This is a genomic window from Klebsiella sp. K47 (genome assembly GCF_051858335.1).
Taxonomy (GTDB): Bacteria; Pseudomonadota; Gammaproteobacteria; order Enterobacterales; family Enterobacteriaceae; genus Klebsiella; species Klebsiella pneumoniae.
Window position 1 is genome coordinate 16476 of sequence record NZ_JBPYUI010000002.1, and the last position, 13379, is coordinate 29854.

Below are 13379 nucleotides of genomic sequence, written 5' to 3' on the forward strand. Positions count from 1 at the left end.
CATGCAAAAAGTCGTCCTCGCTACCGGCAACGCCGGCAAAGTGCGCGAACTGGCCTCGCTGCTGGAAGATTTTGGTCTCGATATCGTCGCTCAGACCGAGCTGGGCGTGGACTCTGCGGAAGAGACCGGCCTGACCTTCATTGAAAACGCGATTCTGAAAGCGCGCCACGCGGCGCAGATCACCGGCCTGCCGGCCATCGCCGACGATTCCGGTCTGGCCGTCGATGCTCTTGGCGGCGCGCCGGGTATTTACTCCGCACGCTATTCCGGCGTCGATGCCAGCGACCAGCAGAATCTTGAGAAGCTGCTCGACGCGTTAAAAGACGTGCCGGACGACCAGCGTCAGGCCCAGTTCCACTGCGTGCTGGTCTATCTGCGCCATGCCGAGGATCCCACGCCGCTGGTGTGCCACGGCAGCTGGCCTGGGGTAATCACCCGACAAGCCGCCGGTCATGGCGGCTTCGGTTACGACCCGATCTTCTTCGTCCCGTCAGAAGGGAAAACCGCGGCCGAACTGAGCCGTGAAGAAAAGAGCGCCATTTCCCATCGCGGGCAGGCGCTGAAACTGTTACTGGAAGCATTACGTAATGGCTAATTTGCCGCCGCTGAGTCTCTATATCCATATTCCCTGGTGCGTGCAGAAATGCCCGTACTGTGATTTTAATTCGCATGCGCTGAAAGGCGAGGTGCCGCATGATGACTACGTCCAGCATCTGCTGAACGATCTGCAGGCTGATGCGCAATATGCCCAGGGACGGGAAATAGGCACTATTTTTATCGGCGGCGGAACGCCGAGCCTGCTGTCCGGCCCGGCCATGCAAACCCTTCTGGATGGCGTCCGCGCCTGCCTGCCGCTGGCCGCCGGGGCGGAAATCACCATGGAAGCCAACCCGGGTACCGTGGAGGCCGATCGCTTCGTTGATTATCAGCGCGCCGGGGTGAACCGCATCTCCATCGGCGTACAAAGCTTTAGCGAACCGAAGCTGCAGCGCCTGGGGCGGATCCACGGCCCGGAGGAAGCCAAGCGCGCAGCACGTCTCGCCAGCGGCCTCGGCTTGCGCAGCTTCAACCTCGACCTGATGCACGGTCTGCCGGACCAGTCGCTGGAGGAGGCGCTGGACGATCTGCGTCAGGCGATTGCCCTCAACCCGCCGCACCTGTCGTGGTACCAGCTGACCATTGAGCCGAACACCTTGTTCGGCTCCCGGCCGCCGGTGCTGCCGGATGACGACGCGCTATGGGATATTTTCGAGCAGGGGCATCAGCTGCTGAGCGCCGCCGGCTATCAGCAGTACGAGACGTCCGCCTATGCTAAGCCAGGCTTCCAGTGTCAGCATAATCTCAACTACTGGCGCTTTGGCGACTACCTCGGCATCGGCTGCGGCGCGCACGGCAAGATCACCTTCCCTGACGGACGCATTCTGCGAACCGCCAAAACCCGCCACCCGCGCGGGTATATGGAAGGCCGTTACCTTGAGCGTCAGCATGATGTGGAAGAAGCGGATAAACCGTTTGAGTTCTTTATGAACCGTTTTCGCCTGCTGGAGGCCGCGCCGCGCGCTGAATTTAGCCGCTATACCGGACTTGAGGAAGCGGCGATCCGCCCGCAGCTGGACGCGGCGATAGCCCAGGGCTACCTGCAGGAAGACGAGCAGAACTGGCAGATTACCGAGCACGGTAAGCTGTTCCTGAATTCCCTGCTCGAACTCTTCCTTAACGAATAAATATCACCCTTGTCCTTCCCTTTATCGTTTTAACGGGAAGGACAATAGTTCGAATTTATCGACATATCAACCTCACCATTCCCGATTCATTCTTTTAAAATATTCCATCCTCTAATTAATTCTCTTTTATTTATAGAAACAAAATATAATTAAACCCATAAAATCCATTATTTCAGTACCTCATTGAGAAAAAGTGTGAGTCAGGCAGCTTAAAGATGTACGACAACAAGGATAATATGTCATACAGAAACAAAACATGACGCTTAAGATATTGACCAATTACCACAAGTGCATGGAGCCAACTCATGAAAAAATACGCTTTTTCTCGTTCTCTAATAGCAATATCTTTGCTTGCTCTATTCTCTTCAGGAGCCAGCGCAGCTGAAAAAATCACGTTAAAACTGGCACATAACCTTGAACGCAGTCACGTGGTGCATCAGGCGTTTGAAGAGATGGCCAAAGAGGTAAACCAACTTTCTGACGGTAATATGAAGATTCGTATTTACCCCAGTAGCCAGATGGGCAGCGCACGCGAAACGATGGAGTTATTACAAAATGGCGCGCTGGATTTGACCAAAGGTTCCGCCAGCGATCTGGAGTCATTTGATAATATCTACGCGATATATAATTTACCGTTCCTGTTTAACGATCAAAATCATTTCAATAAGGTGGTATTCGGGAAAGTGGGCAAGGAAATAATGGATTCGACGAAAGAGAAAGGATTCTTTGCCCTTTCCGCTTATGTCGCCGGAACCCGAAGTTTTTATGCCAAAAAGCCCATCACCAAACCGGAGGATTTAAAAGGACTGAAGATCCGCGTGCAGGCCAGCCCGACAACCTTAAAAATGATTGAATTAATGGGGGGCTCCCCGACGCCAATCTCCTTTGGTGAAGTTTACACCGCCATGCAGCAAGGGGTGGTGGACGGTGCGGAAAATAACGTTCCCTCCTGGGTGCAGACTCGCCATATCGAAATCGCGAAAGTGTTCTCTGAAGATGAGCATGCCTCCATTCCTGACTTCCTCGTGATCTCCAGCAAAACCTGGGACAAACTGACGCCGGGGCAGCAGCAAATTCTGGTCAAAGCGGCCAAAGCCTCAGAGGTATATCAGCAACAGCTGTGGCAGAAGATCGACGCCGATACCCGCGCGCAGGCCAAAGCCCTGGGGGGCGAAATTATCAAAGTGGATAAAGCACCGTTCCGTGCCGCCGTGCAGCCGCTATTTGATGACTTTAAGAAAGATCCAAAACAGGCCGCCCTGCTGGCCAAATTTGACGCTGCCGCTGAATAACCTTTAACGGGCCAGCCGCTGGCCCGCTTTCACCAGGAAATCAATGATGATACTTAACCGCATAAAGCTGGCGGTGGACCGCACCATCGCCGCATTCTCTGTCGTCGTAATGATTGCGCTGGTTGTCTGCGTCGTCTGGCAGGTGTTCAGCCGCTACGTGCTCAACCAGCCTAGCACCCTGACCGATGAACTGGCGCGTTTCTTAATGATCTGGGTCGGGCTACTGGGTGCGGCCTATACCGTCGGCGCCCAGCGTCATCTGGCGATCGATTTACTTACGCTGATGCTCTCTTCCCGCAAGCAGGCACTGCTCAGCGTCATTATCAATCTGCTTATCTTTCTGTTTGCTGGCTCAGTGATTGTTACCGGCGGCGTAAAACTGATTGAAAAAACTCTGTCGACCGCCCAGGTCTCAGCCGCAATGCAGATCCCGATGGGCTATGTGTATCTGATCCTGCCGCTCACCGGCATCATGATGATGTTTTACGCGTTGTGTTTTATCAGCAACGGACTAAAAAACATGAAACATTCAGAAGCAGGAGCAAATTAATGGATAGCTATATTGCACTGACGCTGTTTGGCTCGTTCTTTATTCTGGTCTTTATTGGCGTACCTATCTCTTTTTCCATCGGTCTTGCTACCGTCGGCTCAATGCTGCTGATGTTTCCCTGGGATATCGCGGTGATTACCGTTGCTCAGCGCCTGGCGAACGGACTCGATAACTTCGCGCTGCTGGCTATCCCCTTCTTTATCTTTGCCGGTACCCTGATGAACAGCGGGGGAATTGCTATACGCCTCATCAATCTGGCGCAGGTGATGGTTGGGCGGGTACCCGGATCGTTGGGACACGTCAACGTGCTGGCCAATATGATGTTCGGCTCGATCTCCGGTTCGGCAGTCGCTGCCGCCGCTGCGGTAGGGGGGACGCTCAATCCCATTCAGACGCAGAAAGGCTACGATCCGGCATTCTCCACGGCGGTAAACGTTTCATCCTGCATCACGGGCCTGCTCATTCCGCCATCAAACGTGCTGATCGTCTTTTCTCTGACGGCCGGCGGCGTCTCGGTCGCCTCGCTGTTTATGGCCGGTTATTTGCCGGGCATTCTGATGGGTCTGTCCATCATGCTGGTCTGCGCTGGTATCGCTAAACACCGCGGATATCCGGTTTCCGACCGCCCGACCTGCGCCCAGGCGGCAAAGGCTTTTTTCGACGCCCTGCCCAGCCTGCTGCTGGTCATTATTGTCATGGGCGGGATCCTCGGCGGTATTTTCACCGCCACTGAAGCTTCCGCCATCGCCGTGGTCTACACCTTTATCCTCTCAGTGCTGATTTATCGGGAAGTCAAATGGCGCGACCTGCCAAAGCTGATCCTTGAATCGGTGGTGATGACGTCTATCGTCCTTCTGCTGATCGGTTTTTCCGTCGGCATGTCGTGGGCAATGACCAATGCCGATATTCCCTACATGATAAGCGATGCGCTCATGGGGTTTTCTGAAAATCCGCTGGTGATCCTGCTGCTGATTAACATCGTGCTGTTAATCGTCGGTATCTTTATGGATATGACCCCAGCAGTACTGATTTTTACGCCAATATTTCTCCCCATCGCTGAGGATTTAGGCATGAACCCGGTCCATTTTGGCATCATGATGGTCGCCAATCTGTGCATCGGCCTGCTGACCCCGCCGGTAGGCAGCGCGCTGTTTGTCGGCTGCTCCATTTCAGGGGTTAAAATTCAGCAGCTCATCAAACCGCTGCTGCCGTTCTACGCCGCCCTGCTGATCGCGCTGATGATGATTGTTTATATCCCGCAGATCTCACTGTTTATTCCACAGCTGCTGGGGCTGATGTGATCGACTGAGCCTAACCGCTACCTGCAGGCGCAGGTAGCGAAATCAACTTACTTTAACGAGCCAACCAGCGCTTTGCGGCTGTCCTCCAGCGATACCACCCGGCTGCAAACATCTTTGCCGAACTGCTGGAAATCGGCCTCCTGGTTTTTCCATTCCTCCTGAATCGCCGTTTGCAGGCCGCCGAGGCTGCCGAGAATGCCCTGTAGCGGATTACCGCCGCCTTTGAGCACCGCTTTCGCCCCCATCTCGTTAATGCTGTCCTGCAGAATGCCGCCCATCGCCTGATTCACCAGCTGCTGGCCATCGGCGCGTACCTGGTCGATGGCTTTATAGTGGAAGGTCAGGCCATCGCTGCGGCGCTCAATTATGCGGTTCATCTGTTCTTTCAGCTGCGCATCCAGTTTGGTCAGGCGACCGTGCATGCTGCTGTTGGCGCCAACCTGTTCGGTAATGATTTTATCCAGCGCCTTGCGGCTTTTTTCGACTCGCGACCGCGCGCCTTCGTCAATCCACGGCAGGCTGCTGCGCAGGCTGGCCTGATAATCCTGCGCCTGTTCGCGCTGGGCGGCGCTGAGCGCATAGGCCTTGCCGTTAAAGGTCAGATTGCCGTCCGGCTTTATCACCAGATCGCCGTTTTCCCCTTTCACCTGCACCTGCTGCGGGCTGAGGATCACATCGTCACGCGGCGTGACGCTACACTGGTAGTCCGCATGGGCAGACAAAGCGGTGATGGAGAGCGCCACCGCCAGCAGCGTTTTACGCATCATAAAACTCCCTTAAGACAAAACGGGCCGGCAATTGCCGACCCTTGTCAAACTTAGTCCCACCAGACGTCAAAAAGTTCGCTGGTGCGCACATCCTCTAACTTACGCGCTTCCAGCCATTTGCGTACGATAGCCTGATGCTCTTCAGTGCACTTACCAATCTCCTGCATGCAGATGAGCCCTTCCCAGGAGAGATAACCGCTGCCGTCGAAGGCCAGCTTGTTCGGCTCTATCACCTCTTCGATCAGATCGTTGACCGTCTGGTCGATCTGCTCTTCGCTGGTCCCTTCCGGGAAACGCCAGGCGACGGAGAAGCCTAACTCCTGAAACTCATCGATATGCATTTTTTTACGCAGACGACGGCTACGATTCTTGGCCATTATTTCACCCTCTCGAACATTAAGTCCCATACGCCGTGGCCGAGACGATGGCCACGCTGTTCAAATTTGGTTACCGGGCGCGATTCCGGGCGCGGTACGTAATCGTTGCTTGCCGACTGGTTACGATAGCCTTCCAGCGAGGACATGACTTCCAGCATATGCACGGCATAAGCTTCCCAGTCGGTCGCCATATGGAAGACGCCGCCGAGCTTCAGCTTGCTTTTCACCAGCTCAGCGAAAGGCGGCTGCACGATACGACGTTTATTATGACGCGCTTTATGCCACGGATCAGGGAAAAACAGTTGCACCATATTCAGCGAGTTATCCGGGATCATGGTATGTAGCACTTCCACTGCATCGTGACACATTACGCGCAGGTTTTGTACGCCTTCTTCTTCCGCAGAAGCCAGACAAGCGCCAACGCCCGGGGAGTGTACTTCAATGCCGAGGAAATTCTGTTCCGGTTTGGCTTTCGCCATCGCCACCAGCGAGGCGCCCATCCCGAAGCCAATTTCTAAGGTGACCGGCGCGTCACGGCCAAACAGGGCGGCGAAATCGAGCGGCGCATCGTTGAATTCAACGCCCATTACCGGCCAAATGTTATCCAGCGCATGCTGCTGCCCTTTCGTCAGGCGGCCCTGGCGACGGACGAAGCTACGAATACGGCGCAGCGGGCGACCGTTTTCATCGAATTCCGGAGAGATGACGTCGTTTTTCATAAAAGTTTGGTCTGCTTGTGAATGTGTTCGGAAAACGGGCATTATCCAAAGTTACCCGGCGGATGCAAGGGTTTACAGCCACTCGCCCTTATGCTGCAATCTGCCCCCCTGTAATCGCGATCCCGGAGCCGTAGCTTTGACTTTTCTCGCCACGCAATTTTCAGCCCAGGTTCTGGACTGGTACGACAAATACGGGCGTAAAACCCTGCCCTGGCAAATCGCCAAGACGCCCTACAAAGTATGGCTCTCCGAAGTGATGTTGCAACAAACCCAGGTGACCACGGTAATCCCCTATTTTGAACGCTTTATGGCGCGTTTCCCCACGGTGGTTGATTTAGCCAACGCGCCGCTGGATGAGGTGCTGCATCTGTGGACCGGTCTGGGCTACTACGCGCGGGCGCGCAACTTACATAAAGCCGCACAGCAAGTCGCCACACTGCACGGCGGGGAATTCCCCCGGACCTTTGACGAAGTGGCGGCGCTGCCCGGCGTCGGGCGCTCAACGGCGGGGGCGATTTTATCCCTTTCGCTCGGTCAGCATTATCCGATTCTCGACGGCAACGTGAAGCGCGTGCTCGCCCGCTGCTATGCTGTCAGCGGCTGGCCGGGGAAAAAAGAGGTGGAAAAACGGCTGTGGGACATCAGCGAAGAGGTCACCCCGGCAGAGGGCGTCGAGCGCTTCAACCAGGCGATGATGGATCTCGGGGCAATGGTTTGCACCCGCTCGAAGCCGAAGTGCGAGCTGTGTCCGCTGAGCAACGGCTGCGTGGCCTACGCGAACCATTCATGGGCGGAATATCCGGGCAAAAAACCGAAGCAGACCCTCCCGGAACGCACCGGCTACTTCCTGCTGATGCAGCACGGCGACGAGGTGTTTCTTTCCCAGCGTCCGCCGGTGGGTCTGTGGGGCGGGTTGTTCTGTTTTCCGCAGTTTGCAGACGAAGCGGAGCTACGCGAGTGGCTGGCGCAGCGCCAGATAAAGGCCGATAATCTGACGCAATTAACCGCTTTTCGCCACACTTTCAGCCATTTCCACCTGGATATTGTGCCGATGTGGCTTACAGTGCACTCATCTGGCGCATGCATGGATGAAGGCAACGCACTCTGGTATAACTTAGCGCAGCCGCCGTCGGTCGGTCTGGCGGCCCCCGTGGAGCGCTTGTTGCAACAGCTAAAAGCCGGAGCGCCGGTATAAATTTTTCGGCTATCAAAGAGGATTAATTATGAGCAGAACCATTTTTTGTACCTTCCTGCAGCGTGAAGCGGACGGCCAGGATTTCCAGCTGTATCCGGGCGAGCTCGGAAAGCGTATTTACAACGAAATCTCCAAAGAAGCCTGGGCGCAGTGGCAGCACAAGCAGACCATGCTGATCAACGAGAAAAAGCTCAGCATGATGAACCCGGAGCACCGCAAACTGCTTGAGCAGGAGATGGTGCAGTTCCTGTTTGAAGGGAAAGACGTGCACATCGAAGGCTACACGCCGCCGGAAAAACAGTAAGGGCCCTGCGGCCTTTAAAAAAACAAACACAACACGCACGCCCGGAATGATGAAAAAATACTTAGCGCTCGCGCTGATTGCGCCGTTGCTCGTTTCGTGTTCCAGCTCCAATAAAAAAGGCGCCGAATACAACGAGGCCTGGGTCAAGGACACGAACGGATTCGATATTTTGATGGGCCAGTTCGCCCACAACATCGAGAACATTTGGGGGTACAACGAAGTCCTGCTCGCCGGGCCAAAGGACTACGTCAAGTACACCGACCAGTATCAAACCCGCAGCCACATCAACTTCGATGAAGGGACGATCACCGTCGAGACCATTGCCGGCACCGACCCTCGCGGACGTCTGCGCCAGGCGATCGTCAAAACCCTGTTGATGGGCGATGACCCCAACTCCATTGACCTCTATTCCGATGTCGATGACATCCAGATCTCCAAAGAGCCGTTCCTCTATGGTCAGGTGGTGGATAACACCGGGGCGTCGATTCGCTGGGAGTGGCGCGCCGCGCGCTTTGCCGACTATCTGCTGCAAACCCGTCTGAAGAGCCGCAACAACGGCCTGCGCGTGGTCTACAGCATCACCATTAACCTGGTGCCGAACCACCTCGACAAACGTGCGCATAAATACCTCGGCATGGTGCGTCAGGCCTCGCGTAAGTATGGGGTTGATGAGTCGCTGATCCTCGCGATTATGCAGACCGAATCCTCCTTTAACCCCTATGCGGTCAGCCATGCCGACGCCATGGGGCTGATGCAGGTGGTCCAGCACAGCGCCGGCAGAGACGTCTTCCGCTCCCAGGGTAAATCCGGCCTGCCAAGCCGCAGCTATCTGTTTGACCCGGCGAATAACATCGACACCGGTACCGCCTACCTGGCGATGCTGAACAATGTTTACCTCGCCGGCATCGATAACCCCACCTCGCGTCGCTACGCGGTGATCACTGCCTATAACGGCGGCGCCGGCAGCGTACTGCGGGTCTTCTCCAGCGATAAAGTGCAGGCGGCCAATATTATCAACAGCATGGCGCCAGGGGACGTCTACCAGACGCTGACCACCCGCCATCCGTCGGCGGAATCGCGCCGCTATCTGTACAAAGTTAATACGGCGCAGAAAAGCTACCGCCGTAAATAGCCCTCCTCCCGACTCCGGCCTCAGCCCCGCGCTGAGGCCGCGCTTATTCTCCGCCATACTCTGTAATATCTTTCGGTTTTCTGCGGCAGTTAACAGAAGCATTAAGCTAGTGAATGATAGAATCGCATCAAAATAACGGGATTAATGTTATTTTAAAAACATAACAAGCCCACATTCGTGAGGATAACTACATGAATCTTAAGCTGCAGCTCAAAATACTGTCGTTCCTGCAGTTCTGCCTTTGGGGGAGCTGGCTCACCACGCTTGGCTCGTACATGTTTGTCACGCTGAAGTTTGACGGCGCGGCAATCGGCGCAGTGTATAGCTCGCTCGGTATCGCCGCGGTGTTGATGCCGACGCTGCTCGGCATCGTCGCCGATAAGTGGATCAGCGCCAAATGGGTATACGCCATCTGCCACCTGGTCGGCGCGTTAACGCTGTACCTCGCGGCGCAGGTCACCACGCCGGGCGAGATGTTCCTCGTGATCCTGCTTAACTCGCTGGCCTATATGCCGACGCTTGGCTTGATCAATACCATCTCCTACTACCGCCTGCAGTCGGCGGGGCTGGATATTGTCACCGATTTCCCGCCAATTCGTATCTGGGGCACCATCGGCTTTATCCTCGCCATGTGGGGCGTGAGCTTCTCCGGCTTTGAACTGAGCCATATGCAGCTGTACATTGGCGCGACGCTGTCGGTCCTGCTGACTCTGTTCACCCTGACGCTGCCGCATATTCCGGTCGCCAACGCCCAGCGCAATCAAAGCTGGACGGAGATGCTCGGCCTGAACGCTTTTGCGCTGTTTAAAAACAAGCGTATGGCTATCTTCTTTATCTTCTCGATGATGCTCGGCGCCGAGCTGCAAATCACTAACATGTTCGGTAACACCTTCCTGCACAGCTTCGATAAAGATCCGCTGTTTGCCGGCAGCTTTATCGTCGAGCACGCGTCAGTGCTGATGTCGATTTCGCAGATTTCCGAAACGCTGTTTATCCTGACCATCCCATTCTTCCTTAGCCGCTACGGCATTAAGAACGTGATGCTTATCAGTATTGTGGCGTGGATGCTGCGCTTTGGCCTGTTCGCCTTTGGCGACCCGACGCCGTTCGGCACTGTACTGCTGGTGCTGTCGATGATCGTCTACGGCTGCGCCTTCGACTTCTTTAACATCTCCGGTTCGGTGTTCGTTGAGAAAGAGGTGCGCCCGGAAATCCGCGCCAGCGCTCAGGGGATGTTCCTGATGATGACCAACGGCTTCGGCTGTATTCTCGGCGGGATGGTGAGCGGCAAAGTCGTCGAACACTTTACCGTCGAGGGGATCACTGACTGGCAGAGCGTGTGGCTGATTTTCGCCGGCTATTCGCTGGTGCTGGCCTTTGCCTTCGTGGCGCTGTTCAAATACAAACACGTCAGACAACCGACCGCCGCCCAGCAGAGCGTGTGATCGGCAAAAGTAAAACGCCCCGCCTGTTCGGCGGGGCGTTTTTTTATCCCTTCAGCACGTAGCCATACAGCCGCTTAATGCCGTCCGGATCCGTCTCGCTGTAAACCCCCTGCAGCTCCGGCGAGAAGCCAGGCAGCATATTGACCCCCTCCTCCAGCGCGAGGAAATAGCGCAGCACGGCGCCGCCCCAGACCTCGCCGGGCACGACGCACAGCACGCCCGGCGGATACGGCAGCGCTCCCTCCGCCGCGACGCGGCCTTCCGCCTCGCTCAGACGCACCAGCTCAACGTTGCCGCGAATAAACTCGTGGTTGGCATCCTGGGGATTCATCACCACCCTTGGGAAGCTCCGTTTACGGAACATCTCTTTTTGCAGGCTCTTCACGTCAAAGCTAACGTACAGATCGTGCATCTCCTGGCACAGCTCGCGCAGGGTATAGTCGCGATAACGCACCGGATATTTGTTATAGATGGTCGGCAACACATCGGCCAGCGGCGTATCCGCTTCAATATGCTGTTCAAACTGCCCCAGCATCGCCACCAGCTGCGCCATTTTTTCGGCGCTCTCCGCCGGCGTCAGCAGGAACAGAATCGAGTTGAGATCGCACTTCTCCGGCACGATGCCGTTTTCACGCAGATAATGCGCCAGAATGGTTGCCGGGATGCCAAACTCACTGTACTCCCCACTTTCAGCGTCAATGCCCGGGGTGGTCAGCAACAGTTTGCACGGGTCGACAAAATACTGGTCGTCCGCGTAGCCTTCAAAACCATGCCAGCGCGCGTCGGGTTCGAAGCTGAAGAAGCGGCGCTCCCGGGCGATCGCCTCGGTCGGGTGATCCTGCCATGGACGCCCCGCCACCACTGGCGGAATAAAGGGCTGGATCATCTTGCAGTTGGCGATGATCGCTTTGCGCGCCTCAATGCCCAGCGCCACACACTCGGCCCACAGGCGGCGGCCGCTCTCACCTTCATGAATTTTGGCGTTGACGTCCAGCGCGGCAAACAGCGGATAGAACGGGCTGGTGGAGGCATGCAGCATAAAGGCGTTATTCAGCCGCTTGTGCGGACAGAAACGCGCCTGGCCGCGCAGATGGTTATCCTTTTTATGGATCTGCGACGTCTGTGAGAAGCCGGCCTGCTGCTTGTGCACGGACTGGGTGACAAAAATACCCGGATCGTCGGGGGTCAGCTCCAGCAGCAGCGGCGAGCAGTCGGCCATCATTGGGATAAACTGCTCATAGCCCACCCACGCCGAGTCGAACAGGATGTAATCGCAGAGGTGACCGATCTTATCCACCACCTGGCGGGCATTATAGACCGTGCCGTCGTAGGTCCCCAGCTGGATCACCGCCAGACGAAACGGGCGGGAGGCATTGGCTTTCTCAGGCGCCGCTTCGCGGATGAGATCCCGCAGGTAATGCTCATCAAAGCAGCGCTCGTCAATGCCGCCGATAAAGCCGAACGGATTGCGCGCGGCTTCCAGGTAAACAGGCGTCGCCCCCGCCTGGATCAGCGCCCCGTGATGGTTTGACTTGTGGTTGTTGCGATCGAACAGCACCAGATCGCCGCGGGTCAACAGCGCGTTGGTCACGACTTTGTTGGCCGCCGAGGTGCCGTTGAGGACGAAGTAGGTTTTATCCGCGTTGAACACCTTCGCAGCGAACTTCTGCGCGTGCTTGGCCGATCCTTCGTGGATCAGCAGATCGCCTAATTTCACATCGGCGTTGCACATGTCGGCGCGAAAGACATTTTCGCCAAAAAAGTCATAGAACTGACGGCCTGCAGGGTGCTTTTTGAAAAACGCCCCGTGCTGATGCCCCGGACAGGCAAAGGTGCTGTTATCCATCTCGACGTACTGGGTCAGGGTATTGAAAAACGGCGGCAGCAGACGCGCTTCATAATCACAGGCCGCCGCCTCCAGCTCCAGCCACTCCTGATCTTTACCGGCGATCACCGCCTGCACCCCCTCCGGCTTGTCGACCGCCGTCTCACTCAGCAGGTAGACCGGCAGGTTAAATCCGCTACGCCTGAGGAGAGTAAGGATGCCGCTGCGACTGTCGGCCGCGGAGATGACGACTGCCGCCACATCGGTAAAATCGGTACTGTCCAGCGCCACAACGCGACGGTGGGTGGACAAGCGGGTGACCAGCTCGCAGCTGGCGGCAATGTGCATGGATTTCATAAGCGCAAATGCCCGTATCGGGAGTGTAAAAATCTCAGACAAGGGAGACCTTGCCCAACGATGTGTCCGGGTCTGACGGATTCAGCTCCGACCGCCGGACATCAGTAAAAGCAGACGCGTCCGATCTTACTGTTGCCCTACAGTGAGCATACGTGTCCTTCACCGCATGGTGAACAGAGGGGTAAGCGTAGCAAGATGAGGCAGCCCGCGCATCTGGGCGCGGCGTCGCTGGCGAGATAATGGCTGTGTCGTCATCGGCGGCCTCATATCAGGGAGGAGAAAATTCGCGCAATCATGGCACCTTTCCCGAACAGGCGCAAGATGAAAACCGTATGCACTTATATCACGGATACACAAGCTTTCCCGGTAAGTTAACGCCATAATAATGCGG

At 56.1% G+C, this 13379-nt stretch carries 13 protein-coding genes; 9 read left to right on the forward strand and 4 right to left on the reverse strand.

What is annotated here, in order from left to right; all coding sequences use genetic code 11:
- Position 1: 1 nt before the first annotated feature.
- The 5 genes from RRF55_RS01820 (at position 2) to RRF55_RS01840 (ending at position 4867) form a co-directional block, all read left to right on the forward strand.
- Positions 2-595 carry an XTP/dITP diphosphatase gene (locus RRF55_RS01820; RefSeq protein ID WP_002916615.1) on the forward strand — a complete coding sequence of 198 codons (594 nt, stop codon included), beginning with the start codon at positions 2-4 and terminating at the stop codon, positions 593-595.
- The gene (gene hemW, locus RRF55_RS01825; RefSeq protein WP_002916617.1) at positions 588-1724 is read left to right on the forward strand and encodes a radical SAM family heme chaperone HemW; all 1137 of its coding nucleotides are present in this window, start codon (positions 588-590) and stop codon (positions 1722-1724) included. Before RRF55_RS01820 ends, hemW begins: the two co-directional genes overlap by 8 nt.
- A gap of 305 nt (positions 1725-2029) precedes the next feature.
- Positions 2030-3016 (forward strand): TRAP transporter substrate-binding protein, encoded by a 987-nt coding sequence (locus RRF55_RS01830; RefSeq protein WP_023285550.1) that lies wholly within the window; start codon positions 2030-2032, stop codon positions 3014-3016.
- A gap of 46 nt (positions 3017-3062) precedes the next feature.
- Positions 3063-3566: a TRAP transporter small permease gene (locus RRF55_RS01835; protein ID WP_025861936.1), complete on the forward strand. Its 504-nt coding sequence runs from the start codon at positions 3063-3065 to the stop codon at positions 3564-3566.
- Entirely contained in the window at positions 3566-4867 is a 1302-nt protein-coding gene (locus RRF55_RS01840) for a TRAP transporter large permease (protein WP_004149816.1), read from the forward strand. Before RRF55_RS01835 ends, RRF55_RS01840 begins: the two co-directional genes overlap by 1 nt.
- A 47-nt stretch (positions 4868-4914) precedes the next feature.
- On the opposite strand, the gene RRF55_RS01845 is transcribed toward RRF55_RS01840, so the two are convergent.
- From RRF55_RS01845 to trmB, 3 genes are read right to left on the reverse strand one after another with little or no spacing between them, the layout of a single operon-like run.
- Positions 4915-5634 (reverse strand): DUF2884 domain-containing protein, encoded by a 720-nt coding sequence (locus RRF55_RS01845; RefSeq protein ID WP_019704316.1) that lies wholly within the window; start codon positions 5632-5634, stop codon positions 4915-4917.
- Between the two features lie 50 nt (positions 5635-5684).
- The gene (locus RRF55_RS01850) at positions 5685-6011 is read right to left on the reverse strand and encodes a YggL family protein (RefSeq protein WP_002916620.1); all 327 of its coding nucleotides are present in this window, start codon (positions 6009-6011) and stop codon (positions 5685-5687) included.
- Positions 6011-6730 (reverse strand): tRNA (guanosine(46)-N7)-methyltransferase TrmB, encoded by a 720-nt coding sequence (gene trmB / locus RRF55_RS01855; protein ID WP_002916627.1) that lies wholly within the window; start codon positions 6728-6730, stop codon positions 6011-6013. Before trmB ends, RRF55_RS01850 begins: the two co-directional genes overlap by 1 nt.
- A gap of 136 nt (positions 6731-6866) precedes the next feature.
- Here trmB and mutY point away from each other — a divergent pair, with 136 nt between their 5' ends.
- The 4 genes from mutY to RRF55_RS01875 all read left to right on the forward strand — a co-directional run bounded on the left by mutY (position 6867) and on the right by RRF55_RS01875 (position 10806).
- Positions 6867-7925, forward strand: a complete 1059-nt coding sequence (mutY, locus tag RRF55_RS01860) for an A/G-specific adenine glycosylase (RefSeq protein ID WP_002916628.1) — start codon at positions 6867-6869, stop codon at positions 7923-7925.
- 28 nt (positions 7926-7953) lie between these two features.
- Positions 7954-8229, forward strand: a complete 276-nt coding sequence (locus RRF55_RS01865; RefSeq protein ID WP_004105744.1) for an oxidative damage protection protein — start codon at positions 7954-7956, stop codon at positions 8227-8229.
- A 49-nt stretch (positions 8230-8278) separates the two neighbouring features.
- Entirely contained in the window at positions 8279-9361 is a 1083-nt protein-coding gene (gene mltC, locus RRF55_RS01870) for a membrane-bound lytic murein transglycosylase MltC (protein WP_002916629.1), read from the forward strand.
- Positions 9362-9552: 191 nt separating this feature from the next.
- On the forward strand, positions 9553-10806 hold the full coding sequence (locus tag RRF55_RS01875; RefSeq protein WP_004144787.1) for a nucleoside permease: 1254 nt from the start codon (positions 9553-9555) through the stop codon (positions 10804-10806).
- Between the two features lie 43 nt (positions 10807-10849).
- Here the strand turns inward: RRF55_RS01875 and RRF55_RS01880 are convergent, their stop codons facing one another.
- Positions 10850-12988 (reverse strand): ornithine decarboxylase, encoded by a 2139-nt coding sequence (locus RRF55_RS01880; RefSeq protein ID WP_009308638.1) that lies wholly within the window; start codon positions 12986-12988, stop codon positions 10850-10852.
- Between the last annotated feature and the right edge of the window lie 391 nt (positions 12989-13379).